General features: G+C 59.7%; 21 protein-coding genes. 10 read left to right on the top strand and 11 right to left on the bottom strand.

The window, feature by feature from the left end; translation table 11 throughout:
- Positions 1 to 30: 30 nt before the first annotated feature.
- Positions 31 to 1692, bottom strand: a complete 1662-nt coding sequence (locus I6J72_RS10170) for an AMP-binding protein (RefSeq protein ID WP_204099098.1) — start codon at positions 1690 to 1692, stop codon at positions 31 to 33.
- Between the two features lie 162 nt (positions 1693 to 1854).
- Between I6J72_RS10170 and I6J72_RS10165 the strand changes: the two genes are divergently transcribed.
- From I6J72_RS10165 to I6J72_RS10155, 3 genes are all read left to right on the top strand, one after another.
- Positions 1855 to 2670 carry a GDSL-type esterase/lipase family protein gene (locus tag I6J72_RS10165; RefSeq protein WP_204099097.1) on the top strand — a complete coding sequence of 272 codons (816 nt, stop codon included), beginning with the start codon at positions 1855 to 1857 and terminating at the stop codon, positions 2668 to 2670.
- Positions 2671 to 2736: 66 nt separating this feature from the next.
- The gene (locus tag I6J72_RS10160) at positions 2737 to 3885 is read left to right on the top strand and encodes an S-(hydroxymethyl)mycothiol dehydrogenase (protein ID WP_204099096.1); all 1149 of its coding nucleotides are present in this window, start codon (positions 2737 to 2739) and stop codon (positions 3883 to 3885) included.
- 56 nt (positions 3886 to 3941) lie between these two features.
- On the top strand, positions 3942 to 4562 hold the full coding sequence (locus I6J72_RS10155) for an MBL fold metallo-hydrolase (RefSeq protein ID WP_070669669.1): 621 nt from the start codon (positions 3942 to 3944) through the stop codon (positions 4560 to 4562).
- Between the two features lie 16 nt (positions 4563 to 4578).
- On the opposite strand, the gene I6J72_RS10150 is transcribed toward I6J72_RS10155, so the two are convergent.
- From I6J72_RS10150 to I6J72_RS10110, 9 genes are all read right to left on the bottom strand, one after another.
- A complete protein-coding gene (locus I6J72_RS10150; protein WP_070669667.1) occupies positions 4579 to 5373 on the bottom strand; it encodes a cytochrome c biogenesis CcdA family protein in 795 nt (264 codons plus the stop codon).
- An 81-nt stretch (positions 5374 to 5454) separates the two neighbouring features.
- Positions 5455 to 6324, bottom strand: coding sequence for a thioredoxin domain-containing protein (locus I6J72_RS10145; protein ID WP_239107320.1), 870 nt, complete (start codon positions 6322 to 6324; stop codon positions 5455 to 5457).
- Between the two features lie 147 nt (positions 6325 to 6471).
- Positions 6472 to 7338 (bottom strand): glucose-1-phosphate thymidylyltransferase RfbA, encoded by an 867-nt coding sequence (gene rfbA / locus I6J72_RS10140; RefSeq protein ID WP_204099095.1) that lies wholly within the window; start codon positions 7336 to 7338, stop codon positions 6472 to 6474.
- A gap of 127 nt (positions 7339 to 7465) precedes the next feature.
- The gene (locus tag I6J72_RS10135; protein ID WP_204099094.1) at positions 7466 to 8899 is read right to left on the bottom strand and encodes an ATP-binding protein; all 1434 of its coding nucleotides are present in this window, start codon (positions 8897 to 8899) and stop codon (positions 7466 to 7468) included.
- Positions 8900 to 8977: 78 nt separating this feature from the next.
- A complete protein-coding gene (locus I6J72_RS10130; RefSeq protein ID WP_204099093.1) occupies positions 8978 to 10342 on the bottom strand; it encodes a bifunctional dTDP-4-dehydrorhamnose 3,5-epimerase family protein/NAD(P)-dependent oxidoreductase in 1365 nt (454 codons plus the stop codon).
- Positions 10343 to 10351: 9 nt separating this feature from the next.
- Positions 10352 to 11356 carry a dTDP-glucose 4,6-dehydratase gene (gene rfbB, locus I6J72_RS10125; protein ID WP_204099092.1) on the bottom strand — a complete coding sequence of 335 codons (1005 nt, stop codon included), beginning with the start codon at positions 11354 to 11356 and terminating at the stop codon, positions 10352 to 10354.
- Between the two features lie 32 nt (positions 11357 to 11388).
- Positions 11389 to 12747, bottom strand: a complete 1359-nt coding sequence (locus I6J72_RS10120) for a M1 family metallopeptidase (RefSeq protein ID WP_204099091.1) — start codon at positions 12745 to 12747, stop codon at positions 11389 to 11391.
- A 76-nt stretch (positions 12748 to 12823) separates the two neighbouring features.
- Positions 12824 to 13903, bottom strand: coding sequence for an alpha/beta hydrolase family protein (locus I6J72_RS10115; protein WP_204099090.1), 1080 nt, complete (start codon positions 13901 to 13903; stop codon positions 12824 to 12826).
- Positions 13904 to 13941: 38 nt separating this feature from the next.
- On the bottom strand, positions 13942 to 15471 hold the full coding sequence (locus I6J72_RS10110) for an alpha/beta hydrolase family protein (RefSeq protein ID WP_204099089.1): 1530 nt from the start codon (positions 15469 to 15471) through the stop codon (positions 13942 to 13944).
- A gap of 655 nt (positions 15472 to 16126) precedes the next feature.
- On the opposite strand from I6J72_RS10110, the gene lpdA reads away from it, so the two are divergent.
- A complete protein-coding gene (lpdA, locus tag I6J72_RS10105) occupies positions 16127 to 17539 on the top strand; it encodes a dihydrolipoyl dehydrogenase (RefSeq protein ID WP_204099088.1) in 1413 nt (470 codons plus the stop codon).
- A gap of 599 nt (positions 17540 to 18138) precedes the next feature.
- Here the strand turns inward: lpdA and ramB are convergent.
- Positions 18139 to 19545, bottom strand: a complete 1407-nt coding sequence (ramB, locus tag I6J72_RS10100; protein WP_204099087.1) for an acetate metabolism transcriptional regulator RamB — start codon at positions 19543 to 19545, stop codon at positions 18139 to 18141.
- Positions 19546 to 19948: 403 nt separating this feature from the next.
- On the opposite strand from ramB, the gene I6J72_RS10095 reads away from it, so the two are divergent.
- The 6 genes from I6J72_RS10095 (at position 19949) to I6J72_RS10070 (ending at position 26620) form a co-directional block, all read left to right on the top strand.
- Complete coding sequence (locus tag I6J72_RS10095) at positions 19949 to 20704, top strand: succinate dehydrogenase cytochrome b subunit (protein WP_204099086.1); 756 nt, start codon at positions 19949 to 19951, stop codon at positions 20702 to 20704.
- A gap of 15 nt (positions 20705 to 20719) precedes the next feature.
- Positions 20720 to 22783, top strand: coding sequence for a fumarate reductase/succinate dehydrogenase flavoprotein subunit (locus I6J72_RS10090; protein ID WP_070669646.1), 2064 nt, complete (start codon positions 20720 to 20722; stop codon positions 22781 to 22783).
- On the top strand, positions 22783 to 23532 hold the full coding sequence (locus tag I6J72_RS10085; RefSeq protein WP_070669643.1) for a succinate dehydrogenase/fumarate reductase iron-sulfur subunit: 750 nt from the start codon (positions 22783 to 22785) through the stop codon (positions 23530 to 23532). The genes I6J72_RS10090 and I6J72_RS10085 overlap by 1 nt, the downstream gene beginning before the upstream one ends.
- 47 nt (positions 23533 to 23579) lie before the next feature.
- Complete coding sequence (locus I6J72_RS10080) at positions 23580 to 23951, top strand: hypothetical protein (RefSeq protein WP_070669640.1); 372 nt, start codon at positions 23580 to 23582, stop codon at positions 23949 to 23951.
- Between the two features lie 866 nt (positions 23952 to 24817).
- Positions 24818 to 26152 (top strand): DUF445 domain-containing protein, encoded by a 1335-nt coding sequence (locus I6J72_RS10075; RefSeq protein ID WP_204099085.1) that lies wholly within the window; start codon positions 24818 to 24820, stop codon positions 26150 to 26152.
- Positions 26153 to 26167: 15 nt separating this feature from the next.
- Positions 26168 to 26620 carry a CGLAU_01105 family protein gene (locus tag I6J72_RS10070; RefSeq protein ID WP_204099084.1) on the top strand — a complete coding sequence of 151 codons (453 nt, stop codon included), beginning with the start codon at positions 26168 to 26170 and terminating at the stop codon, positions 26618 to 26620.
- Positions 26621 to 26628 lie beyond the last annotated feature (8 nt).

Genomic DNA, 26628 nt, shown 5'->3' with positions numbered 1-26628 from the left:
GTTCTATGTCTTGAGAGGAATAGGTGTGGGCTAGTCGGTGCTCCTTAGCAGGCGCGGCACCACCTTGCCCGTGGCGTTGCGCGGCAGCTTGTCTAGGAAGTGGACGTCGCGCGGCACGGAGTGGTCGGCGAGGTTGTCGCGGACCCAGGTGCGGATGGCGTCGGCAGTCACGGCGTTGCCCAACGCATCGCGGGTCGTCACGGCCCACACGGCGATGCGCTGGAAGGTGGTCTCATCTTCTACGCCGCCGGCATGCACTTCCGCGATGCCCGGCATGGCCTCCAGCACCTCGGTCACCGACTGTGGGTGGACGTTCTCACCGCCCACGATGATCATGTCATCGGCGCGGCCCACCACATGCAGGTAGCCCTCGGGGTCGATATAGCCCAGGTCACCGATGGAAATGAGGCCATCGACCTTGTTGAGCGGAATCTTCGGGTTGGTGTAGCCGATAAGTGCGGTGGAATTGGTCAGGTAAATCTCGCCGACCTCACCGCGAGGAACCTCGTTGCCGTCCTCATCGAGGATGCGCAGTTTCGTGCCGGAGGCAATCTTGCCGCCAATGGTGGGGTCCTTGGCCACCTCCTCCATGCTGGCCGTCGATGCCAGCGCGAGCTCCGTCGAACCATAGACATTGCACAGAATCGGGCCGAAGCGCTCGTGGGTTTCCTTGACAATTTCCGGGGTCAGAGCATGACCGGCTGAGGCGATGAACTGCAGGCTCGAGGTATCGAAGCTGGAATCCGGGTCCGCCTCAACCATTTGGCGGAAGAAAACGGGGGAGGACAGCAGGCCATCGAGCTGGTAGCGCTGGATGTCATCGAGTGCGGCCGCCGGGTCAAAGACGCGCCGCGTCACGATGGTGTTGCGCAGACCTAGCGCAATGTTGATGCAGGCCCAGCCCCACGTGTGGAAAATAGAGGCGGTCATCTGCACCTTCTGGTTCGCGCGCCACGGCACCGAGCCCACGATGGAGGCCACAACCACCGGCATTGTGGGCTCTGGGCGCATGATGCCCTTGGGAATTCCGGTGGTGCCGGAGGACATGAGCACGATATGTCCGTGCTGGGGCCAGGCGGGAAGCTTGTGCTTCTCGACGTCCCGCGGGCGCATCACAATCTGGCGCAGCGTAGGGGCCGAATCCAGCATTGCCGGACGATCTTCGCCGGATTCATGGCCGATGACGACGGACAGGCCTTCGGGGAGATCACCAGCGGGGTAGAGGCGGTCAATGAACTCATCATCGATGACGAGCACGTTGATGCGATTCTCTTCGATGCAGCCGGCCAGCTGCTCCGGGGAGGAACCCACGTTGAGCAAGAAGATGTGCGCGCCTGCATAGCCTTTGGCTGCCAGCGGGGTGATGATGCCGCGGCCGTTGCGGGCCATGACGCCCAGGCGGATCTCGTCGAGGTTGTGCGAGAGCAGCCAGCGCGCGAAGGTCTGGGAGTGCTCGCGAAGCTGGCGGTAGGTGAGGGCCCCGTTGTCGTCGATAAGCGCTAGGCGTTCCGGGCAGGTCAGATAGGCTTGCTCGACTTCGCGGGCGGTGGTGAACCGGTAGCGTGCTAAGACAGGCAGGGTCGCAGCCCAAGCGCGGGGCCCACCGGCGGGGCTGATGAGGCCGGCGTGGAAGAGCGAGGGGATAAACCGCGCGATCGCGGTGGCGTGGAAGGTGATATCAGAAAGCTTCATAAGATTCTCGTGGTGGGGTAGAGGCGATAGGGAGGGATAGAAAGGCCGTCAATCAGAGCAATATGTTAAAGGTGTTGCTATTGTTACATAAGCTTCAATCGTTAGCTTAGTCTATTATGGTTTCGGTCTAGAACATACTCTTTCCCGAAAGGAACTCGTCACGTGAAGTCTACTCAGCGCCTCGCGGCCCTCTGCGCAACCCTCCTCGTGGCAGTTGGTCTTTCTCAGGCTCCCCAGGCAGCAGCAGCGGAACGCAACCTCGTTGCCTTCGGTGACTCCGTCCTGGCAGACCCGCAGTTGGATACCTACCTCTCCTCGCGCTTGGGTTCGTCCGGCCGCAATCCCAGCCTGGATTGCCCATCCGGTAATAACTTTGCCAAGCGTACCGCCGCCAAGCTGGGTATGCCGGTGGCGGATTTCTCCTGCTCTGGTGCAGTATCGATGTCCCAGGGCCCGCAGATGAACGCGCAGGTTGATGATGCAATTCGCCGTGGCAAGCTCACCGCTGAGACTCAGCGCGTGATCTACGCCGGCGGCTTCAATGACACCTACAACAACGCTGGGTTGTCTGATAAGGACATGCGTGCCCGCTTTGTTGGCGCAAATGCGCCCATCATCCACAAGATTCGCGCTGCTGCGCCGAATGCCCGCATTCAGATCGTGGGTTACCCAACCATCGGCTCTGGGGATCGCTACTGCCTCATCCACGTTGGTCCTAAGCCGGCCGATGCCACCGCTTTGCCGATGGTCCAGCGCTATGAGAACGTCACGCAGTGGATGCAGGTGGATTTGGCGCACGCGACCGGCACAGAGTTTGTGGATATGAAGCCGATGACGTGGGACCGCGGCATGTGTGCGGATGCCAATAAGCGCCTGTGGGCAGGCCTTGTGGACTTCTCCGCAGGGCCGGGCAACCTGCCGCTGCACGTCAATGCGCGTGGTCACGAGTTTGTGGCCAACCATCTCGCTAGCTTCTAAAGGCGAACTCGTCTTTTCGTTGGGCCCGGGCGACGTTGCTCGGGCCTTTCGCGTACCCTCGCGGGCATGACTGTTAATGAAAATGTAAATGAAAATAGCTCCCAGCAAGGTGCAGAGGTTGTCCGCGGTGTCATCGCGCGCGCGAAGGGCGAGCCCGTCGAGACCGTCAACATCGTAGTTCCCGCCCCCGGTGAGCACGATGTCATCGTCAAGGTGCAGGCCTGCGGTGTCTGCCATACCGACTTGGCCTACCGCGATGGTGACATCGAGGATGCCTTCCCCTTCCTGCTGGGCCATGAGGCGGCGGGCGTCGTCGAGCGCGTAGGTTCTGCCGTTAGCCACGTTGAGGTCGGCGACTTCGTCATCCTGAACTGGCGCGCGGTGTGCGGTGAATGCCGTGCATGTAAGAAGGGTGAGCCGAAGTACTGCTTCAATACCCACAACGCGTCCGCGAAGATGACGCTCGCGGATGGGGATACAGACGCCGGTACCGAGCTCACCCCGGCGCTTGGCATTGGTTCCTTCGCCGAGAAGACCCTGGTCCACGAGGGCCAGTGCACCAAGGTAGAGGAGACCGACCCGGCCGCCGCCGGTCTGCTCGGCTGCGGCATCATGGCGGGCCTGGGCGCGGCCGTTAACACCGCTGACATCCAGCTTGGCGAGTCCGTGGCTGTCTTCGGCTGCGGTGGTGTGGGCACTGCTGCGATTGCCGGCGCGAAGTTGGCCGGTGCAGCGAAGATTATCGCCGTGGACCTTGATGAAAACAAGCTTGAGACCGCCCGTGAGTTCGGCGCAACTGACACTATTTGCGGCAAGGACCTCTCCGAGGATGAGGTAATCGAGGCCGTGCGTGAGCTTACCGACGGCTTCGGCACCGACGTCACCATTGATGCTGTAGGTATCCAGCCCACCTGGCGCCAGGCTTTCTACTCCCGCGACCACGCCGGCCGCATGGTGATGGTGGGCGTTCCCAACCTCACCGACCACGTCGACATCCCCGCCATCGATCTCTATGGCCGCGGCGGTTCCATCAAACCGGCGTGGTACGGCGACTGCCTGCCGGAGCGTGACTTCCCGGCTTACGTATCCTTGTCCAAGAACGGCCAGTTCCCGCTGGACAAGTTCGTTTCTGAGCGCATTGCGCTAGACGACGTCGAAGAGGCCTTCGGCACCATGAAAGCTGGCAAGGTTCTGCGGTCCGTCGTCGAATTCTAAAGAAAGCCGAATCTTCACAAGCACGAGCTTTACCTCAGCCCGGAAAGGAACCCGAAATGAAGATTGAACAGTTTGTCACCTCTGGCAAGTTCCGCCTTGATGGCGGTGAGTGGGACGTGGACAACAACGTCTACATCGTCTCCGGTGGCCAGGAGCTCTACATCGTGGATCCGGCGCACGATGCCGAGCGCATTTACGACGAGGTGGGCGAGCGCTCCGTGACGGGTGTGCTGCTTACCCACGCGCACAACGATCACTGCGAGCTCGCTCCTGAGATTGCTGAGCACTATGGTGTGCAGCTCTACCTCCATCCGGACGATGAGCAGCTGTGGCGCGAAACCCACGCGGAGTCTAACTACGCCGCGCTGGAGGATAACCAGATCTTCAAGATTGGTGGGGAGGATCTCGTGGTCTTCCACACCCCGGGCCACTCCCCGGGCTGCGTCGTGCTGTACGACGCCGCCGATAACACCCTGCTCTCCGGGGACACCCTCTTCAACGGTGGCCCGGGAGCTACGGGCCGCAAGTACTCCGATTTCGATGTCATCATCGAGTCCCTGCGCAACCGCGTGCTCAACCTCCCGCCGGAGACCCGCGTCCTGCCGGGCCACGGCGATGAGACCACTGTGGGCGCGGAAGCTGCCCGCATCGACGAATACGTCGCCCGCGGCTACTAACTCTTAAACGCCGGCCCTAGGCCGGCGTGCGGGCAGCCTTAATGCCCACCGCCACCGTGGCGGCCAGGGACAGGCCGAACCAGACCCAGGCATCCGCTACGCCTTCGCTGAAGCTGCGAGCCTTTTCCTGCACCGCGAACTGCGCATCCGTGCTCAGTACCGCGGGCAGTGTCGCACTGCCATAACTGACAATGAACAGCGCGCCGATGAGCACGAAGAATGCTCCCGACACAATGGACACGGTATTCGTGTGTACGGGGCCTACAGTGACTTCGCGTCCGCGCAGCCACCGCCACGAACCGACGTCGAGGCGCTCCCACAGCGCAGCCAGCAGGAAGAGTGGCGCGGCCATGCCCGCGGCATACGCCACCATGATGATCCCGCCACAGAGTGCGTTGCCGGATGCAGCCGCCGTGGTGAGAACAGCACCCAACAGCGGGCCCGCGCAAAAACCGGCAAAGCCATACACCGCACCAAGCAGAAACACCCTGCCCCGGGCTTTTCCGGAGAGCGCATCCATGCCGGGGATGCGAAAGCCACCGCCCAGCGCGGTAAAGATTCCCAGGGCGATAATGATCCAGCCCGCCACCGTGATGACCTGGCTGCGATACTGCGCGAGCAGGGCGGCCAACCCCATGCCGATGGGCACGAGCGTGGTGCACAAGCCTAGGAAGAACACCAGGGTCTTAAACAGCAGCTGGCGCTGCGAATCAAAGGCATAGGCAAAGAAGGCCGGCACCAACAGAGCTGAACAGGGGCTGATCAAGGTCAGCACGCCGGCGATGAGGGCACCGAAAATCCCGATGCTCATACGCTCACCCCCACCGCATAACCGCCTAGTAGCCCGGTCAGAAGGACGAGCGCGATGAAGACCCACACAATCAGAGGTGGCTTATTCATTGGCGGCCTTTCCTAGCTGCTCTTGGATGATCTGCTCAAATACCTCGGGCGGCTGTGCGCCACCGATGAACTGGTCTCCCACCACGAATGCCGGGGTGCCCGTGATGCCAATCTGGGAGGCATAGCGAGTGGCCGTCTCGATGACCTCCGTGTAGGTATCGTCCGTGGCCTGCTGGCGGAACTTATCCAAGTCGGCGACCCCGGCCTGCTTGGCAAACTTCATGAAGTCGTCGATGTCGAACTCCGGATGGCCACTGATGTCCTTGCTGGCGGTGTAGAGCTCGTGCTTGAACTCCGCGAACTTACCTTGTGCTGCGGCAGCGCGCCCAGCCTTGGCGGCCTCGATTGCGGCAGGGCCGTTGACGGGGAAGTCATTCCACTCAATACGTACCAAGCCCTTCTCCACGTACTTGGAGAGGATATCCGGCTCGGTCACGTTGGCGTGACGGGAGCAGAATGGGCACTCGAAGTCGGAGAACTCTGAAATCACTACGGGGGCATCCACTGCACCGATGGCGAAAGGATCATTCTCCTTCTTGCGGTGCACCACCGTAATGTCTCCGGACTTGGTGTCACCGCCGGGGCCGAACGTCATCGGGTCCCCCTTCCCGTCGGAGAATTTCGTGCCGGGGGTGGCCTTGTCAGCATCCTTCGCCAGGTCTTCGGCGGGCGCCGCGCTCGTCGCGGTCTTCTGTGCTGCGGAAGTGCTTTCATTGCTGGAAGAGGTGCGCTCTGCCAGCAGGAAGCCAATGATGATGGCCAAAACAACAACGATCACCAACAATCCCCACGCCACGGGGCTGATGGTGGATAGCGCTGACTTCTTCGAATCACTGGTGGGGCGAGAGGATGAACTAGGCATGCGATTACCTTAACGTGTTTAGGCTGGTTTGGGTGAGGCGGCTCCTGACACCGAGCGGGGGGACGCTTAGGCGCGTACGGATCGATCAAATAAGGCCTCAGATTCCGTTGGTTTTCGGTCCTTATTTGATCGATATGTACCTCGGTCTCAGCCCTCTTGGGCGGCGGCGAGAAGATAGCGGCCGTAGCCAGACTTCAGGAGAGGCTGCGCCAGCGCGGTAAGCGCTGCAGCGTCGATGAAACCTTCTGCAAACGCGGCTACTTCCGGCGAGCCAATGACGGTGCCGGTGCGCTTCTGCATGACTTCCACATATGCGGAGGCCTCGCTCATCGAGTCCACCGTTCCGGTATCGAGCCAGACATCACCGCGCTGCATGCGCTTGACGCGCAGCCGTCCGCGGCGCAGGTATTCTTCGTTGACTGCGGTGATTTCTAATTCCCCACGCGCGCTGGGCTTAATGCCTTTCGCAATCTCTACTACGGAATTGTCGTAGAAGTACAACCCCACCACAGCGTGGTTGGATTTCGGTGTGGCGGGCTTTTCCTCAATGGAGAGGGCCTGGCCGGATTCGTCGAAATCGACGACGCCATAGCGCTGCGGGTCGGAGACTTCGTAGGCAAAGATGATGCCGCCATCGGGACGGTGGCACTCATTAAGTGCGGTGGAGAAGCCGTGGCCTTCAAAGATGTTGTCTCCCAAGACGAGTGCCACGTCGTCATCACCGATGAAGTCTTCCGCAATAAGAAAGGCCTGGGCCAAGCCTTCTGGGCGCGGCTGGACCGCATAGTGGAGCATGAGGCCCAGTTGGGAACCATCACCCAACAGGCGCTTGAAGGCTTCCTGGTCCTCCGGGGTGGTGATGATGAGGATCTCCCGGATACCGGCCTGAATCAAGGTGGTCAGTGGGTAGTAGACCATCGGCTTGTCGTAAATGGGCATGAGCTGTTTAGAGATGCCCTTGGTGATGGGGTAGAGGCGGGTCCCAGAACCGCCAGCGAGGATGATGCCCTTCATGAGGTTTAAGCTTAACGGAGGAGGGGCCAGCGCTGGGGCGCGGCGGCGCGGGCTGGGGGAACATAACACTTAACTTCCCACTTAACATAACACGTGGGAAGCTTAGTGTTATGTTGAGTGTTATGCTCTATTTTCGCAGCCTGTAGCGTTGTTTGGGGCTGCGGCCGGGTTCGGTCTTCTCGGCGATATTATAGCGGATGAGCTCGTTCAGTGCTTTCTGGACTGCTGTCCTGCTCAGCTTTGTAGCCTCAATCAGCTCCGTCGTAGACACGGATGGGCTGTTATGGAGAAGGTGCTCCACGTGGTCGCGAGCCGTGCCGTAGCGTTCCTGGGTGGCCACTTTGCGGCGGTGAAAAATGATGGTGAAACTATCGAGCCGGTTGATAATCTCTGGCTTCGGCATGAGCGCATCGGCCAAAGCTTGGTGGATGGTGGCGATGCCGGTGCCGCGGTTTTCTGCAGCAACACCACCTTCCGGCAAGGGGATGTCCTCTAGGAATGTGGCTAGCCGCTGATTGCGAGTAGAGCTGACCCCAGCCTCTCCCAGATTCCGCAGCGTAACCCCTCCATAAAGACCACCCGGGCTGGTGATTTCTAGGCGGTCAACAAACATGTTGATTTGTACTTGGCTGCCGCGAGCGGTGGGGGAATAGTCGCGGTGCATGAGCGCATTCACCAAGGCCTCACGGACAGCGACTATGGGATAGTCCGGAAGTGCGGTACGAGACTTATCGCCTATAAAACCCGCAGTGCGCATGTTCTTTTTCACAATATCGATGCCCTCGCTCACTAGCTCCGGAATAGTGCCGTGAAGAGTAGCGCTGTCGAGTAGGCGAATGCCCGTGGTGACGTCTCCTTTGGATGTTCCCGGAAAGAGGGCGAAGGTCACGGTGAGTCGGGGGAAGAACTCCTGAGGGTAATCTCCCATCACGAGTAGGGAAGCCAGGGTTGGGTGGCCGTCCTTGAGGATGCGCAAACGTCTCAACGCTGTGTCATGCCCATTGGCAAAGGTCTTGGGTCGGCGTTCTCGTTGTACTGCAAGAAATGCATCGAGGGTTGCGCCCTCGATATCGTCTAGGGAGGAGTCAGGGATTGCCTCCTCGTCCCACGTGGGCTGGGTGTGCTCCTCAACGAGCCGGTTCACCTCGTACTGCGAGAGCCGTGTATCGCCATCACCTGTGCGAATATAGCTGCCCTTATACAAGCCGCGTTCGGAAACATAGCAGGGCTTGTCGCGGGCGGGGAGTTCATCAATGGCTGCAACAAGTACTGTGCTGCCTTCGAACTCAATGATGTCGATATTGGGGCGAACCGGAGGGATGAGCTGTTGGCAGCGGGTTTCTAGTTGATCTTGGGCTGTGGACGCGGAGAAGTTCTTCATGGGCGTGAAGCCATCGTCCTCTGATAGGCCAACGATGAGTGTGCCGCCGGTGCCATTGGCGAAGGCGCTCAGGGTAGAGAGCACGTCCTTGCCCACAGCGGACTTCACTTCTACGGACTGTTTATTGCTGCCGATAACGCGCAGCTGCGCAATCAACTCATCGAGCTCCGTTGGGGTCATGAGCAGGCCTTTCTTTCTACATGCCACTCAACATAACACATAACATAACACGTGGGAAGTTAAGTGTTATGTTGAGTGTTATGCTGGGTAAAGTCCCAGGTAGAGGGCCAAAGCGGCCCGCCAATTCATGGGTTTGAAGCCGGTGGCTTCAATCTTGGATAGATCGAAAGTGGACTCCTTCGGGCGGGGAGCCTCGGGCCCGGCGATCTCGCGGTAGCGCTCGGTGCTGACCGGCGTGACATCGGCGGGATCCTGGCCCACGCCGGTGAAGACGGCCATGGCAATCTCATCGCGGCCCACCACGTCGCCGGAGTTGGAGATGTTGTACACCCCGTACTCGGCATGAGTCTTGAGCAGGTGGATGATGCCCTTGGCCAGGTCCTCGGCAAAGGTGGGGCGTCCGCGCTGATCGTGAATGACGGAGGGCTTGACTCCCTTATTCGCCAGCGAGCGCATCGTGGCCATGAAGTTCGCGCCATCGCCAAAGACCCACGAGGTGCGGATGACATAGTGGCGCGGAGCGGTTTGCGCGGCGGTATCGCCCGCGGCTTTCGACGCCCCGTAGGCCGAGAGCGGCGAGGGCATTTCCTCTTCGTCGTGGACCTCAGTGGAGCCATCGAAGATGTAGTCGCTGGAGACGTGCACCAAGGTGAGATTGTTCTCCGCGGCAATGCGCGCGAGATTCGCTGGCGCATCAGCGTTGACTGCCCAGGCCGAGGCGCGATTGTCCTCCGCGCCGTTGACGTCGTTATAAGCTGCGCAGTTGATGATGGCGGAATACTGCTTCCACGGACGGGCAGGCGGGTGGGTGATGTCGAAGTCCGAGTGAGAACAGAACTCCACCTGGCCCAGACCAGCGGAGGGCAGGAACTTCTGCAGTGCGCGGCCCAGCTGCCCGCCTGAGCCGGTGACGAGGATGCGGCGAGGGGGCATGGGGGAGACGTCGCCAAGCGCGGCGTGGTCCCTGTCCTTGTCGGAGATTTCCGTCGGCGCCAGCGGCCAGTCCACCATGTCCAGGTTGACGCAGGTGTATTCCGCATCCGGGGACCAGTGGTCATTGACCAGGTAGGAGTAGGCGCACGGCTCTAGCGCTTGGAATCCGTTGGCCACCCCACGCGGGACGAACACGGCCGTGTCGGGGCCAATCTCGTGGGTCACCAGCTGGCCAAAGGTGGCTGAGCCCTCGCGCAGATCGCACCATGCGCCGAACACCCGGCCAGACGCCACGGAGACGAACTTATCCCAGGGCTCCGCATGTAGGCCGCGCGTGACACCCTTTTCCGCGTTGAAGGAGACGTTATTTTGCACCGGCTGGAAATCCGGCAAGCCGGCCGCCACCATCTTTTCGCGCTGCCAGTTCTCCTTGAACCAGCCGCGGTTATCGCCGTGGACGTCGAGCTCCACAATGAACAGGCCCTCGATGGCCGTTGTCTGCACCTTCATGATTGTTCTTTACTGTCCTTGTTTGGCGTAGTTGGCTTCGACTTCTTCCTTGCCCGCGCGCCACCACTCTTCGTTGGCGCGGTACCACTCGATGGTGGCGGCGAGGCCCTCCCGCAAGTCCGTATAACGCGGGGTCCATCCCAGCTCGCGGCGCAGCTTACTGGCGTCCATGGCGTAGCGCTGGTCATGGCCCGGACGATCCGCAACGTGCTCAAAGCGCGCATGGCCGTTGTCCGTAGCCCCCATGAGCTCGCAAATCATCTCGATAACCTGGCGGTTATTGGTATCCTCCTGGTCGGCGCCGATGTTATAGGTCTCACCAATCTGCCCGCGGTCCAGAATGGCGAGTACGGCCTCGTTGTGGTCATCCACGTGAATCCAATCCCGCACCTGCTCGCCCGTGCCATAAAGCTTGGCCGGTTGGTCCACAAGCAGATTAGTGATCTGCCGCGGGATGAATTTCTCAATGTGCTGGTAGGGGCCGTAATTATTGGAACAGTTCGATATGGTTGCCCGCAGCCCAAAGCTGCGTACCCACGCGCGCACCAGGTGATCCGAGCCGGCCTTTGTGGCCGAATACGGCGACGACGGGCTATACGGAGTCTCCTCCGTGAAGTACGTATCCGCGCCAATCTCTAGGTCCCCGAAGACCTCATCGGTAGAGACGTGGTGGAAGCGCACATCGTGCCGGCGGCAGGCTTCAAGCAACACAAACGTGCCCATGACGTTGGTGTGCAGGAAGGGCGAAGGATCCCGCAAGGAGTTGTCATTGTGGGACTCGGCGGCGAAGTGGACGACGACATCGGCGTGGGCCACGAGCTTATCGACGACCCCCTCATCCGCCACATCACCTACCACCAGCGTGGCATCCACGCCGGCGAGGTTGGCGCGGTTACCCGCGTAGGTGAGCTTATCGAGGACAGTAATCTCCACCTCTGGCCGCTGCTGGGCCACGAGTCTGACGAAGTTTGCCCCAATAAAACCGGCACCACCGGTGACAAGCATTCTGCGCATGGTGCTCAAGTGTAGGGCATGGCAGCACAGTTTTAGGCCGGGAACTTAGGCAGCGCCTCGTGGTTAAGCCACTCATCCAGGAGAGCGTCCACGGCAGCGGGATCAACAGCCACCGCACGCAGACGGCTGATGAGGTCCTCCGGGGTCACCGTGGAATGCTGTGCGGCGGAGAGGTACTCACGAACCGTGAGGAAGAAGATCTCATCACCCAACAGGCGGCGCAGCGCATGGACGGTCAGCGCGCCGCGCTTATAGACACGGTCATCAAACATGTCGCGCGTGCCCGGGTCACTCAGAACAATGTCTTGCCGTTTGCGGGCCAACACCTGGTAATGCGAACGTGCAGAGTCATGCGCCGGGCGGCCATGGGCATGCTCGCGCCACAGCCACTCGCTGTAGCAGGCAAAGCCCTCATTGAGCCAAATATCCTTCCACTCACGCAGACCTACGGAGTTGCCGAACCACTGGTGGGAAAGCTCATGAGCGATGAGGCGCTCGAAGACGTGATCACCTTTGACGTGGTTGGATCCGAAGATGGACAGGCCTTGGGCCTCCAGCGGGATTTCCAGCTCATCATCGGTGATGACAACCTGGTAGTCGGGGAAGGGATACTCGCCAAAGAGACCGGAGAAGAAGTCCAGCATCTCCTGCTGCTGAGCAAACTCATCCAGCACCAGCTGCTTCAGGCGGGCTGGGGCCCAAGCGCGGACGTTGCGGCCGAGGGTGATTTCCATGTACTCGCCTACCTGCACTGTGGCGAGGTACGTCGCCATCGGGTGCGCCACGCGGTAGTGCCAGCGCGTCATGGAACCACCCGAACGGCGGCGGGAGACCAGCGTGCCGTTGGAGATCACGATGAAAGGATCATCCGCGGTGATGCGGATATCGAAGGTGGCCTTCTCGCCAGGGGTGTCATCACACGGGAACCAGCTCGGTGCGCCGTTAGGCTGGCTTGCGACGAGCGAGCCGGAATCAGTCTCCTCCCACCCAATCTCGCCCCACGGCGTGCGCAGCGGGCGCGGGGAGCCACCATAGCGGATATGCAACTCGAATTCTTGGTCTTCCGCGATGGTGTCCGCAAAACTCAAGCGCAGCTTTCCGGCGGACAAGCGGTGACGGGCCACGCGCGGGGCATTTTTCGCGGTAACGCGGCGAGCAACCATGGCTCCACCGAGATCCAACGTGAGCTTATCCAGCTCTTCCAATGCGCGGATATGCAGTACCGCGGTGCCTTGGAGCATGTTGGGCTCCACGCGGTAGGTCAGGTCCAAATCATAATGGGTAACCTCAAACCCGACGTTGAAGTCCACTCCCGTATAGCTATCCCGAGTGTGCGCGGCGGTTCCGTGAGCGGCGGTGATATGCGAAAGGGCGGTGGAGAGCAGCTTCATAATGCCGCTATCCTACCGCCCTTATCCCGCAAGACCGAAAAGCTTAGGGTTCTTCGTGAAGGCCTCCACAGAAAGCTTAGGAGTTGAAGGCCGCCTCAAACGTAGGCCAAGACTTCTCCAGATCGTCGGTCCAGCCCGGCCAGGAGTGGGTACCCACGTTGCGGAAGTTGTAGGTGGCTGGAATGTTCTGCTTATCCAGCTTCGCCTTGAGCATGTGGGTGCAGTGGTTGACGCCGGCCTCAATGACGCCACCCTCCACCTGTAGCTGAGCAGAGCCAACGAAGGCTGCCGCTGGGTTGTAGCCCTTGTTTATCCAGTAGGACGGGGTGTCCTTCTCACCGGCCAGGCCGCTCGCGGAAGAAATGTACAGGTCGGTTCCGCGCAGCTTCTCCGAGTTCATCAGGGCATCGTTGTAGCGGTTGTACGGCGAACCCATCGGGCCCCACATCTGCTCCGGCTGTGCACCGCCACGGTTGACGGTGACGCGCAGGAACTCGTACTCCAACGGGTAAGCGGTAGCGGCACATCCTGCGAAGGAACCCGCAGCGTCATAGAAACCCGGATTGTGCTGCGCCAGCAGCAGTGAGGACGTGGCGGACATGGACATGCCGGCAATGGCGCGCTTGTTGTTCGCGTTGAGGCGCTGCTCCAGTGGTCCCGGAAGCTCCTTGGTTAGGAAGGTTTCCCACTTCTGTGGGCCCTTGAGGTACTTGCCATTCGGGTCTTCCTGCCAGTCGGTGTAGTAGGAGAACGCGCCTGACTGTGGAATAACCACATTGACGTCCTTGTCCGCGTAAAAGTCCACCACATTAGAGTTGGCCAGCCAGTCCGTGTCCTGCTCGGCAGAGCCAGCGCCGTTGAGCAGGTAGATGGTGGGGCGGTCCGGGTTCTTTGCCGGAATAACGGCCAGCGGAATAACGCGGCCGTTCATGGACGGCGACGTGGCCTGCAGCTTCAGCAGGCGCGGATCATCCTTGTAGCGGTCGTACCACTTCTGGCCCTCTACCTCGGGATTAGGCTCTAGGTCCGACACGGTGGACAGTGCGGCATCACCCGCAACCTCCTGCGGCTTCAGGGTGGCGGCACCCGCGACGGGGCTGACCAGCGCGGCTGCGGTGAGCGCGCCGGCGGCGAGAAGAGAGCTAAGACGCTTCATGGGGATCCTTATTCGACAATTGTTATGGCGAGTTGAGCTTACTGCTCAGTGGCTTCGGGGTCGACCTTCGGGGCTGTTTCAGAGTCGACCGGCAAGGAGTCAGCGGGGGCAGCAGGGTCTGCCTCTGCCGCAGCCTTGTCCGTATTTTTCTTATCGGTATCTTCCGCCTTGGCGTTAGCGTCCGACTCAGCGTCAGCATTGTCGACGGTATCTGCCTCAGACTCCGTCTCAGCCTCCGCCTCAGCGTCCTTGGCAGCCGGTGCATTCACCGCGCTGTCCGACGTCCCGCCGCTCACCGGCTCCACCGGAAGATCGAAAGCGCGGGCAAAGGTAGGCCACGAGGAGTTGATGTCATCGAGCCAGCCTGGCCACGAGTGCGTACCGGTCTCGCGGAAGTTGAAGTCTGCGTTGATGCCTTCGCGGTTGAACTTGGACTGCAGGTCGTGGGTACAAGCATTCATGGCTGCCTCAATGACGCCACCTTCAATCACCAGCGTCGAGGAGGACTTGAAGGCCTGGGCAGAGCCCAATCGCTCAATCTTGGACGAACCCATGTCGGTTGCGCCGGCGAGGCCAGAGTTTGCAGAGACATAGACCTGGGAATTGCCCATGTTGTTCTTCGTGGCGTTGATGAGGCCATCGTTGTAGCGGTTGTAGTCCCCGCCCTTCGGGCCCCACATCTGCGTGGTGCTTCCGCCACCGCGGTTCACGGTGAGCTGCGTGTAGAAATTGGGCAGCGGGGTCGAGGTTGCCGCACAGCCAGAGTAGGAGCCGATGGCGTCGTAGAAATTCGGGTTGTGCTGAGCCAGCACCAGAGAGGACGTGGCGGACATGGACATGCCTGCGATGCCGCGCTTGCCGTTAGCGTTGATGTGCTCCTCGAGCGGTCCCGGAAGTTCCTTGGTCAGGAAGGTTTCCCACTTCTGTGGGCCCTTGAAATAGCCGCTATTCGGTGAGCTGAGCCAATCGGTGTAGTAGGAGAAGGCGCCCGCTTGTGGGATAACGACGTTGACGTTGCGGTCGCCGTAGTAATCATCTAGATCCTGGATTCCGTCCTTGTTCGGATCCAGGTCCTGGCCCGCAGTGGACGTCAACCAGTCCATACCCTGTTCAGCGCCACCAGCTCCGTTGAGCAGGTAGAGGGTAGGGCGGGAGGAATCGAACGTTCCGTCCGGAGTAACGACAGCCAGCGGCACCTGGCGGTCCATGGCTGGCGCAGTAGCGTTGAGCGCCTTGACGTTCTGGCGGTAATCGGCGTACTTCAAGATGAAGCCCAGCCACTGCTTTTCGTCTGGAATCTTGTTGATGTTGACGTCCTTGAACATCACATTCTTTCCGATGGAGGCCTCATACTCCTCGCGGGAAGGAAGGCGCTGACCGGCGTCATTCTTAGGGAGGTACTCCTCAATTTCGCCGTAGACATCGAGTTCAGAAATGGTGGACGGCGTTGCCTCGCCGCGAATCTGCTCCGGGGTGACATCGGATGCGCTGGCGATAGGGGAGGTCACGGCGCCGAGGGCAAGGGCGGAGGCCGCTGCTAGCGTCGTGAGAGAGCGCGCGAACTTCATAGGGTCTCGCTTTCTAAGTGATGAGCGGAATGTAGGGCAAGTCTAAAAGATGCTCTGGATATTCCCTTCGAGAATCTGCAACTGTGCAGGCAGAAGGGTAAATCCGCACCCTCAAGATGAGGGTAACGAGTTTAAACTTACCAAGTTATTGGAGTTATTGGTGGTATTGAAGTTAAAACCGTGTCATAATCTTCACGCGCACTGTCACGCGTCATGTAACGCCGCGGGCGTCTCATTCGCTAGTGGTGCTAGATGCTGTGACTACGTCCGCGATGCCGCCGCGCTGCGGAACCTAGCCGCATGAGACTCCCTTAAGCCAATAGAAAGCAGAGCAATGAACTTCTTTGACACCATTCTCGTCGCCATCAACCAGGTGCTGGGCCAGTTTGTCCACTCCGGTTCCTCCACGTCCTCGAAGGCCGCACTGGACTGGGGCCTCTTCTAAAGGGCGCCGCACAACGTCAGCCCTCACCCACATCTCACGTGGGTGAGGGCTTTTCTGATCCGGCTCTTCCCCACGGGTGGGGTTAAAACCGACATAAGGGCTGGGCCCTGCGATGCCTCTTGCCTTTCACTGCCGTGTTGCCGTTCACGTCACCCCACACATCGTGGGGGTGGTGAGACATCAGGCACAAAGTTCCGTATTCTGTAGGGCGTGACTAATGAACATTTTGACGTTGTAGTACTCGGCGCGGGCCCCGGCGGCTACGTGTCCGCCATCCGCGCTGCCCAGCTGGGCAAGAAGGTTGCTGTTATTGAGAAGCAGTACTGGGGCGGTGTCTGCCTCAACGTGGGCTGCATCCCCTCCAAGGCGCTGCTCAAGAACGCAGAGGTTGCGCACACCTTTAACCACGAGGCCAAGGCCTTCGGTATCTCCGGCGATGTCTCCTTCGACTTCGGCGTAGCGCACAAGCGCTCCCGTAAGGTTTCTGAGGGCATCGTCAAGGGCGTGCACTACCTGATGAAGAAGAACAAGATTACGGAGATTAACGGTCTCGGCTCGTTCAAGGACGCTAAGACCATTGAGATCACCGAGGGTGATGACAAGGGTAAGACCGTTACCTTTGATAACTGCATCATCGCCACCGGTTCCGTCGTTCGCTCCCTCCCGGGCGTGGAAATCGGCGGCAACATTGTGTCCTTCGAGGAGCAGATTCTTAACGACGACGCTCCGGACTCCATGGTGATTGTCGGCGCTGGCGCCATTGGCATGGAGTTTGCCTACGTTCTGGCCAACTACGGCGTGGACGTGACCATCGTGGAGTTCATGGACCGCGTTCTGCCGAACGAGGACAAGGATGTTTCCAAGGCCATTGCCAAGGAATACAAGAAGCTCGGCGTGAAGCTCCTGACCGGCTACAAGACCACCGCAATCAAGGACAACGGCGACAACGTCACCGTTGAGGTGGAGTCCAAGGACGGCTCCAAGACCGATACCCTCACCGTAGATCGCTGCATGGTCTCCATCGGCTTCGCCCCGCGCACCGAAGGCTTCGGCCTAGAGAACACCGGCGTTGAGCTCACTGAGCGCGGCGCTATTGCTATCGACGACTACATGCGCACCAACGTTGATGGCATCTATGCCATCGGTGACGTCACCGCGAAGCTGCAGCTCGCCCACGTGGCTGAGGCGCAGGGCGTTGTCGCTGCCGAGGTCATCGCCGGCGCTGAGACCCAGCTGCTTGGTGATTACATGAACATGCCGCGCGCCACCTTCTGCAACCCGCAGGTTGCCTCCTTCGGCTACACCGAAGAGCAGGCCCGTGAGAAGTTCGCTGACCGCGACATCAAGGTTGCGACCTTCCCGTTCTCCGCTAACGGTAAGGCAGCGGGCCTCAACGAGACCGCTGGCTTTGTGAAGCTCATTGCCGATGGTGAGTTCGGTGAGCTCATTGGCGGCCACATGGTTGGCTCCAACGTGTCTGAGCTGCTTCCGGAGCTGACCCTCGCGCAGCGCTTCGACCTCACCGCTGAAGAAATCGGACGCAACGTCCACACCCACCCGACTCTCTCCGAGGCCATGAAGGAAGCTGCCGAGGGCATCGGCGGCTACATGATCAACCTCTAAATGAGCGGTCAATCTTCCGCTCAGCGCGTCTAGCTTGGGCCGGTCCACCCCGGCTCGGACGAGGCGGCGCTGGCGGGGGTCAGGCAACGCACAAACTCCCCCTCATCCCGATAGGAATCGGAGGTGAGGGGGAGTTTGTTGTTATGCCGCTGTGGTGCCGAAGCACCTCAATGTGTCCTTCTTACTTGAAAAGGTTGGAGGACAGTACGAACGGTGCGCTCACGACGGTGATGAGGAGCTGCCAAACCTGACCAAGTGCGCCTTTTCCGAAGCTGCTCATAATAAAAATCCTTTCTGGAAGTGTTTAACGGTTCGCAGACCACTATAGACGCTTTACGGTGTCAAGATCGACGAGTTTTCGCTGTGAAAAGCTTTAAAAACATGTGATCTAGCTGAAATAGGCCGGATAGTGATGGCTATGTGTGCAGGTCACGCGGGTAAGTTGCAGGGCTCGCCTGCCGTTCAATGCGTGTCATCCAAAAACTGTCAAGTGGAGAGTCCTCCCCAGCCCTTTTAATTCTTCCTTGTTTACGGTGTAAAGTATGACCATTTTAATTCGGGGTTGGGGCAGGGAAATATGCGGAATTACGACTTCCTAGCTAATAGGGGGCAATAGCAGAACGGTGAGCGTCAATAACCAGATCCTCGTTGATTGCTGGGAAGGCGCGCTGGGCGCAATTCTGCCGGGGGCAGGTACGGCAGCCGGCGCCAATCGGGGTGGCGGCGGACAGATCTTCTAAGTTGAGGCCCTCGGCATAGACGGTGCGGTCAGCATGACGGGCTTCGCAACCCAAGCCAATGGCAAACAGTTTGTTGGTATCGCCAAAGCGGCCTTGCGGGTAGCTCACCGTCCGAGAAATCCATAGATAACTACGGCCATCCGGCATCTGCGCCAGCTGGCGGGAGATGGTGTTAGGGCGTGAGAAAGATTCGTAAACGTTCCACAGGGGGCACGTGCCGCCGGAGTTGGAAAAGTGTACACCCGTGGCGGACTGCCGCTTGGACATGTTGCCTGCGCGGTCCACGCGTACGAAGGTAAACGGAATTCCACGCTCGTTGGGGCGCTGGAGAGTGGAGAGGCGTGAGGCAACAGTTTCGTAACCCACGCCGAATACATTGCACAGGTACTCCACGTCGTAGCCGGACTGTTCCGCTTCAGTATGAATAAGGCCATATGGCAATAGTGTTGCGGCAGCGAAGTAGTTGGCGATACCGCGCTTGGCCAAGTTAATGGATGCGTCTGAGGTAAACGGTTCTTCATCCACGAGGCTGTCAATGAGTAAACCGGCTTCGAGGAAGCCAAGTTCGGCGGCCATGCGGAAGGCGCGCTGCCCCACACTGAGACGACTAGCTAAGCGGAACGTACCGGTTTCACTATCGAAGCGGTGCAGGGTGCCGTCCATGCGGTCAGTGGTAATGATTTCTACGCCGTGCTGGGAGGCGAGCCTCTCCCCGAGGACTTTCTCAATATCGCGAATATGAAATGGCGCTACGCCAAGTTCGTTGGCCATTACTTCGGCGTGGATGTCGAGCTCGTCTAGGTAATTCTGGCGAGCGTAGAAGAAGTCACGAACCTCGTCGTGGGGCATTGACAGGGCTTGGCTTCCATCGGAGCGGCGGGAATCTGTCGCAAGCGAGAGCTTGTCGCGGATATTGCGGTAACGCCGGTGAATATCCACGAGTGTGCGAGCAACAGTGGGGTGGTTGTACACCAGCTCGGAGAGTTCCTGAAGTTCAACGGGGGAGGGGCAAATCTCCTGATCTTGAACGACATCCTGAATTTCTGCGAGCAGGCGCGAGTCATCATCGCGGGAGAAGAAGGTGGCGTCGACGCCAAATACTTCAGTGATGCGGAGAAGGACCGGCACGGTAAGGGGGCGCACATCGTGCTCGATCTGGTTTACATAGCTAGCGGAAAGTCCCAGCGTAGCGGCGAGGGAGGCTTGGCTGAGGTCGCGTTCGCGGCGCAGCTGGCGAAGGCGTGAACCCACGTATGTCTTACTCATGTGAGCTAGGTTACCTATTGCCTTTCGGTCATAACAATAGTTTTGCAAATAATGTGTGAAGTATTTTAACTCTGCTGCGAAGCGGGGGTATTCGCATGGAGTGGGGGCTTAGGTGTAGGCGTGTACCTCATGCGAAAGTTTGACACCTAAAGGGGTGGGTTCGTCACTCGCGCAACATGCTGTGAGCAATGTCTCACAGGTCAAATGTTTACGCAATGTCAATATTGCGTAAAGGGAAGTGATCAAGGTAAAGCGGCATAACCTCATGCGTAACTTAGGTGATCCATACCTCAGGTAGTTTCTGCGGGTGGAGTGAGTGTGGGTAGGTGTCACCATCTGGTGGGGATTTGAGTAGTGGCCAGCGCGAAGGCCTGCGTAAGGTAAGGACGACTATGGAGGTGTCATGTCTGTAAAAAATCCTGACCGTGAAGCTCTCGCTCACGGCCGCATTACTAATGAAACGATTCGTCCTAAGCCGGGAATTCCGTCCTGGGCTTTGAAACTGACGATGGCTATTACCGGCCTGTTCTTTGCCCTCTTCGTAGTGGGCCACATGGCTGGAAACCTGAAGCTGTACCTGCCGGACGAGAACGGCGTGGTGCACCTTGATGAGTACGGTGCATTCCTGCGCGACCTCGGTGCTCCGCTGATCCCGCACGGTCACATGCTGTGGATTATCCGCATTGTGCTGCTTGCCTGCGTTATCGCTCACATCTACGGCGCCTTCGCCCTGACGGCTCGCTCCAAGGCAGCTCGTGGCAAGTTCAAACGCACCAACCTCATGGGCGGACTGGACTCCTTTGCCACCAAGACCATGCTGGTTACCGGCATCGTGCTGCTTCTCTTCATCATTTTCCACATCCTGGACTTGACCATGGGTGTGCAGCCGGTGGCCCCGGAGGCATTCGTCCACGGCGCGGTGAAGGCCAACATGATTGCTACCTTCTCGCGCTGGCCGGTGACCATCATCTACGTCGTCGCTATGCTCTGCCTCTTCCTGCACCTCACCCACGGCATTCGCCTTGCTGCGTCTGACCTGGGCATCACTGGTGCTAAGTGGCGCGAGGTCTTTGTCATCCTGGCGTACGTCGTTCCGGCCGTTGTGTGCCTGGCAAACATCGTTATGCCGTTGTCCGTCGCCCTGGGCTGGGTCAGCTAAAGGAGTTTTGAACCCATGACTAACGCGAATCCCGTGTCTGCCGCGAACGCAAACGAGAATGCGAACGCGAACACTGATCTGAAGCGCGAGCACCCTAACTTCTCGCACCCGCAGTCCGTCGTCCCGGGCGTCAAGCCGGGCCGCATCCTGGAGTCCCACGAGCCGCACGGCGTCCCGATGAAGGACATGTGGAGCTACCAGAAGGACCACATGGAGCTTGTCTCCCCGCTGAACCGCCGCAAGTTCGAAATCATCGTTGTGGGTACCGGCCTGGCTGCTGGTTCTGCTGCGGCCGCGCTGGGCGAGCTCGGTTACAAGGTAAAGGTCTTCACCTACCACGATTCACCGCGCCGTGCGCACTCCATTGCTGCGCAGGGTGGTGTGAACTCCTCCCGCCACAAGAAGGTGGATAACGACTCCGCTTACCGCCACACCAAGGACACCGTGAAGGGCGGCGACTACCGCTGCCGCGAGTCCGACTGCTGGCGCTTGGCCACCGAGTCCATCCGCGTCATCGACCACATGAACGCCATCGGCGCTCCGTTCGCTCGCGAGTACGGCGGCACCCTGGCTACCCGTTCCTTTGGTGGTGTCCAGGTCTCCCGTACCTACTACACCCGTGGTCAAACAGGTCAGCAGCTGCAGCTGTCCACCACTTCTGCGCTGTACCGCCAGATTGGCCTGGGCAACGTGGAGCTCTTTGCTCACCACGACCTGCAGGACATCATTACCTACAACGATGGCGGCAAGAAGCGTGCCGGCGGTATCGTGACCCGCAACCTCATTACTGGCGAGCTCAAGGCCTTCACCGGCCACGCAGTTATCCTCGGTACCGGTGGTTACGGCAACGTGTACCACATGTCCACGCTGGCCAAGAACTCCAACGCTGGCGCCATGATGCGCGCCTACGAGAACGGTGCTTACCTGGCCTCCCCGGCGTTCATCCAGTTCCACCCGACTGGCCTGCCGGTCAACTCCGAGTGGCAGTCCAAGACCATCCTCATGTCCGAGTCCCTGCGTAACGACGGCCGCATCTGGTCTCCGATTAAGGAGAAGGATGACCGTCCGGCCAATGAGATTCCGGAAGAGGAGCGCGACTACTTCCTGGAGCGCCGCTACCCGGCCTTCGGTAACCTCGTCCCGCGTGACGTGGCATCCCGTGCCATCTCCCAGCAGATCAACAAGGGCCTGGGCGTTGGACCGCTGCACAACTCGGTGTACCTGGACTTCCGCGACGCTATTGAGCGTCTGGGCCAGGACAAGATCCGTGAGCGCTACTCTAACCTCATCGAAATGTACGAAGAGGCCATTGGTGAGTCGGCGTACGAGACGCCGATGCGTATTGCTCCGACCTGCCACTTCACCATGGGTGGCCTGTGGACCGACTTCAACGAGATGACCACCATCGACGGCCTCTTCGCTGCTGGTGAGTGCTCCTGGACCTACCACGGTGCTAACCGCCTGGGCGCCAACTCGCTGCTGTCTGCTTCTGTTGACGGCTGGTTCACCCTGCCGTTTACCATCCCGAACTACCTGGCTGACCACCTCGGCGAGGAGAAGCTGGCAGAGGATTCCGCCGAAGCTGCTGAGACCATTGCTCGTGCACAGGCACGTATCGAGCGCCTCATGACGGTTAGCGGTAATGATCCGCATGGCCCGGCCTACTACCACCGTCAGCTCGGTGACATCCTGTACTGGGGTTGCGGTGTGTCCCGTAACGTTGAGGACCTTAAGGTCGCCATCGAGAAGATCCGCGCCCTGCGCGAGGACTTCTGGGCCAACGTTCGCATCCCGGGTGACGTTAACGACATGAACCAGGTTCTCGAGTACGGCCTCCGCGTCGCTGACTACATCGACCTGGGCGAGCTCATGTGTGTTGACGCCCTCGACCGCGACGAGTCCTGTGGTGCTCACTTCCGCGAGGACCACCTCACCGAGGACGGCGAGGCCGAGCGTGATGATGAGAACTGGTGCTTCGTCTCCGCATGGGAGCCGGGCGCTGCTGAAGGCGAATTCATCCGCCATGCTGAGCCGCTGTACTTTGATTCGATCCCGCTGATGACAAGGAACTACAAGTAATGAAACTGACACTTGAGATCTGGCGTCAAGCCGGACCGACGCAAGAAGGTAAGTTCGAGACCGTACAGGTTGACGACGCTGCCGAGCAGATGTCTGTCCTGGAGTTGCTCGACCACGTCAATGAAGGCCTCATTGAAGCTGGCAAGGAGCCGTTCGCATTCGCATCTGACTGCCGTGAGGGCATCTGTGGCACCTGTGGCCTCTTGGTCAACGGCCGCCCGCACGGCCCGGGCCAGAACACCCCGGCCTGCCAGCAGCGCCTGTTCCAGTTCAAGGACGGCGACACCGTCAAGCTGGAGCCTTTCCGCTCCGCTGCTTACCCGGTGATTAAGGACATGATCGTGGACCGCGCCAAGCTGGACCATGTCATGGAGCAGGGTGGCTACGTCTCCATGGACGCTGGTACCGCACCGGACGCTGATACCCTGCACGTCAACCACCAGACCTCCGAGTACGCACTGGATCACGCCGCCTGCATCGGTTGTGGTGCCTGCGTGGCATCCTGCCCGAACGGTGCTGCCCACCTGTTTACCGGCGCCAAGCTGGTTCACCTCTCCCTCATGCCGCTGGGCAAGGAAGAGCGTGGCCGCCGTGCACGCAACATGGTGGACGATCTGGAGCAGAACTTCGGTCACTGCTCGCTCTACGGCGAGTGCGCCGACGTGTGCCCGGCTGGTGTGCCGCTGACCGCGGTTTCCGCGGTTACCCGCGAACGTGCACGGGCTGCTTTCCGCGGCAAGGACGACTAAGCTATAGTCATTCACAGGATTAACAGGAACGAGAGAAAGTTTCAGCCATGAGCGACCTCAACCCGGCAGTAGCTGATCACCACAGCGAGACCTACCCGGAGTTCTCCGGCAAGATTCAGGACTCCTACATCGAGGGTTACGACCCCGTGTCCTACGGTGCACCGCACTCTTCTCTGCTGCGTACCTCCACGTGGGTAGGCATGGGCCTGATTCTCTCGCTCCTGCCGGCAGCTGGCATCCTCATCTGGGGCCTCGGCACCTGGCAGTACCCGCAGGGCATCGCCGGCGCTGACTACCAGATGAACATCATCGTGGGTGCTATCTCCCTCGTTGTCGTCGCTGTCTTGGCCTTCGGCGCTGTACACTTCGGTCGCCGCTACTACCGCCAGTACCGCAAAGAAACCGGCCGCATCAACTAGGCACCTCCTAGGACGTTGAGCGCCTAAGTTTCTGTACTGCCGCAACAACCCCCACCTCCAAACACATGGGAGACCATGTGAGGAGGTGGGGGTTGCTGGCGTTTCGGGCTAGGTGTGCGGGAGGGGAATTACAAAGAAGAAGGCAGGGAGCTGGGCGCTTGGCGACGTCAAAAGCTGCAATAAGCTTCGATCGATCACACTGTGCTGTTAACTGTACGCACTAACGAGAAGTATCTTCGTGCTGCTTCCTCTTATCATTTTTGGCTCCTACTAATGCAACCATGAAAAGAATGGCAGATGCCGCCACCTGGATTCCCGTTACCCATAGAAAATTCGTTAGGTTGATAACACCGAACGCGAGGAACCCTGCTGCAACTACTACGATTCCGAGGGGAATCAGGGATCGAGACAATGGGACATGCATCTTGTTTGCTTTCACTACGCGTCGGTATTTGGATGTAGGGCCGAATTACCTGCATGGGAAAACGGTCCCACAGTGGACTCGGCAAGCTTTTCAACTGATAACGAGCAAGCCATGGCTTTCTCCTTATTAATCATTTCGCTTTAAGCTTATCGGCCGCTTCCGCAAGGAGCAAGGAGAAATTGCACAGAGTAGACGTTGGTCTATTTCTAGATTGGTTCCGAACCCCCTTGGGGAACAACAAGGGGCCATGTAGAACCGGGGCACAGGGCATTCATAGCTGGCATTTATGCGAGCGCGCTTCGGAGTAGGCGTTCGATGCACGTCGTAAATCTGCATGCAGAGCAAGGCCGGCAGCGATAGCTTATCGAGCGTGTCCGGCAGGCACACTAGTGTTATAGGGCGAAGCTTCACTCCGTCTTCGAAACACTAAGGAGAACCACCCATGACGCACCGCGCAGACGCAGGGCTTGAGCCGGCGCAGGAAACGTCGGCGTCGCAGACGTCGTTTGTGCCGCAGCCAGGAAACCAGGAGGCCCGCCGGGCGGACCTGCGCCGTTGGAAGGCGATTGCGCTGTCCTTCCTGATTGGTGCGGCGGTGATCTTTTTGGGGTGCTCGTGGTGGCAGGCGTCGGCAAGCGGGGCTCCCGTCTGGGTGGGCTACGTACGCGCAGCGGCGGAGGCAGGCATGGTCGGTGGACTGGCGGACTGGTTCGCCGTGACCGCCCTGTTCCGCCGTCCGATGGGCCTACCCATCCCGCACACGGCGCTCATCCCGAACAACAAGGACCGCGTGGGTGATGCGCTCAAGGACTTCGTGGAGGAGAACTTCCTCACCGCGGATGCACTCAGCGCCAAGGTGCGGGAGGCAGAGATACCGCTGTGGCTGGCGCACCAGGGCGTGGAGCCAGGCAAGGCCGAGGAGGTCTCCGCATGGATTGGGCAGCGTGCGGCCAGTGTCGTATCGGATTTGGATGCGGCGGAGGCGGAGCACTTCATTAAGACCCAAGTGATGGACCGTCTGGCAGAACCCGAGTGGGGGCCGCCGCTGGGTAGGCTGCTGGAAGGCTACATTGCGGACGGCAAGGCGCGGCCGCTGGAGGATGACCTCATTGAGTGGGCACACGGCAAGATTCTTGGCATGGAATCCACAGTGGTCACTGCCATTGATGAGCGCATGCCCAGCTGGGCGCCGCGCTTTGCCCGCGAGATGGTGGGGGAGAAGGTCTACGCTGAACTCGTGGAATTCGCCGATGAGGTTCGCCGCAACGGCAACCACGAGGCCCGCCTAGCCATTCGCCGCAACCTGTCCAAGCTGGCTTCGGACCTGCAGTGGGACGAGGACATGCGCGGGCGCATTGAGGGCATTAAGCAGGAGATGCTGGCCTCCGAGCAGGCACAGAAGGCACCGGCTGCGATGCGGGCGACGGTCTCCTCCACGCTCATTGAGCAACTCACCGACCCGGAGTCCTTCCTGCGCCAGAAGATCACCGCCAAGGTGAAGGAACTGGCGCACCGCCTGTTGGAGGATTCCGAGTTCCTAGCCCAAGCCAACGAGCTGGTCGATAAGGCCGCGCGCTACGCAGTGGAGAAATTCGCGCCGGAGATTATCGCGATTATTCCGGAAACCATCAAGCGTTGGGATGCGGAGGAAGCCTCCCAGAATATTGAGCTCATGGTGGGCAAGGACCTGCAGTTTATTCGCCTCAACGGCACGGTTGTGGGTGCGCTTGCTGGACTGGTTATCTACACTGTGAACCATCTGCTTTTTGGTATCTAACAAGGAGTTATGACCATGTCCGTATTTGACTCAATCAAGAAGGCCGGCAGCTCTGCTTTTGATGTGGCCAAAGACTTCGGCGGCCGCTTCAAGGAGGAACGCCAGCGCCAAGCACAAAGCGCGCAGGCAGACCGCATTGCCCGCGCGGCTGATGCCTCAGGCATGGGTGATGGCACTGCGAAGGAAGAATCTTTTATTGACCGCGTGACCTCCACCGCGAAGGACTTGGGTGAATCGGTCTCCTCCGCAGCACGGGGGACCCGCAACTCGGAGTCCTTCGTGAAGGCCCGTGAGGATTTCAACACCGCCTTTAACGAAACCCGTGACGGCGTGCAGGGAGCTATCAACAACGCCAAGGATCAGCGCGCTGAGCGCCCTGGGACGCAAGAGCCGCAGGGCCCACGTAATCCGTACGCCCCGAAGCAGAACGACAACATTATTGACGGCGAAATCGTCGACGAGAACTAATTAATGCA

It is taken from the genome of Corynebacterium sp. FDAARGOS 1242 (genome assembly GCF_016889985.1).
In the GTDB taxonomy this organism is placed as follows: Bacteria; Actinomycetota; Actinomycetes; order Mycobacteriales; family Mycobacteriaceae; genus Corynebacterium; species Corynebacterium minutissimum_B.
Note: the sequence above shows the minus strand (reverse complement) of the source record. Positions and strands in the feature narration are given on the sequence as shown.

Excerpts from the sequence above, each read along its gene's own strand:
- I6J72_RS10170 (WP_204099098.1), bottom strand. The coding sequence starts at position 1,692 with ATGAAGCTTTCTGATATCACCTTCCACGCCACCGCGATCGCGCGGTTT.
- I6J72_RS10160 (WP_204099096.1), top strand. The coding sequence starts at position 2,737 with ATGACTGTTAATGAAAATGTAAATGAAAATAGCTCCCAGCAAGGTGCA.
- I6J72_RS10155 (WP_070669669.1), top strand. The coding sequence starts at position 3,942 with ATGAAGATTGAACAGTTTGTCACCTCTGGCAAGTTCCGCCTTGATGGC.
- I6J72_RS10150 (WP_070669667.1), bottom strand. The coding sequence starts at position 5,373 with ATGAGCATCGGGATTTTCGGTGCCCTCATCGCCGGCGTGCTGACCTTG.
- I6J72_RS10145 (WP_239107320.1), bottom strand. The coding sequence starts at position 6,324 with ATGCCTAGTTCATCCTCTCGCCCCACCAGTGATTCGAAGAAGTCAGCG.
- rfbA (WP_204099095.1), bottom strand. The coding sequence starts at position 7,338 with ATGAAGGGCATCATCCTCGCTGGCGGTTCTGGGACCCGCCTCTACCCC.
- I6J72_RS10135 (WP_204099094.1), bottom strand. The coding sequence starts at position 8,899 with ATGACCCCAACGGAGCTCGATGAGTTGATTGCGCAGCTGCGCGTTATC.
- I6J72_RS10130 (WP_204099093.1), bottom strand. The coding sequence starts at position 10,342 with ATGAAGGTGCAGACAACGGCCATCGAGGGCCTGTTCATTGTGGAGCTC.
- rfbB (WP_204099092.1), bottom strand. The coding sequence starts at position 11,356 with ATGCGCAGAATGCTTGTCACCGGTGGTGCCGGTTTTATTGGGGCAAAC.
- I6J72_RS10120 (WP_204099091.1), bottom strand. The coding sequence starts at position 12,747 with ATGAAGCTGCTCTCCACCGCCCTTTCGCATATCACCGCCGCTCACGGA.
- I6J72_RS10115 (WP_204099090.1), bottom strand. The coding sequence starts at position 13,903 with ATGAAGCGTCTTAGCTCTCTTCTCGCCGCCGGCGCGCTCACCGCAGCC.
- I6J72_RS10110 (WP_204099089.1), bottom strand. The coding sequence starts at position 15,471 with ATGAAGTTCGCGCGCTCTCTCACGACGCTAGCAGCGGCCTCCGCCCTT.
- ramB (WP_204099087.1), bottom strand. The coding sequence starts at position 19,545 with ATGAGTAAGACATACGTGGGTTCACGCCTTCGCCAGCTGCGCCGCGAA.
- I6J72_RS10095 (WP_204099086.1), top strand. The coding sequence starts at position 19,949 with ATGTCTGTAAAAAATCCTGACCGTGAAGCTCTCGCTCACGGCCGCATT.
- I6J72_RS10090 (WP_070669646.1), top strand. The coding sequence starts at position 20,720 with ATGACTAACGCGAATCCCGTGTCTGCCGCGAACGCAAACGAGAATGCG.
- I6J72_RS10085 (WP_070669643.1), top strand. The coding sequence starts at position 22,783 with ATGAAACTGACACTTGAGATCTGGCGTCAAGCCGGACCGACGCAAGAA.
- I6J72_RS10080 (WP_070669640.1), top strand. The coding sequence starts at position 23,580 with ATGAGCGACCTCAACCCGGCAGTAGCTGATCACCACAGCGAGACCTAC.
- I6J72_RS10075 (WP_204099085.1), top strand. The coding sequence starts at position 24,818 with ATGACGCACCGCGCAGACGCAGGGCTTGAGCCGGCGCAGGAAACGTCG.
- I6J72_RS10070 (WP_204099084.1), top strand. The coding sequence starts at position 26,168 with ATGTCCGTATTTGACTCAATCAAGAAGGCCGGCAGCTCTGCTTTTGAT.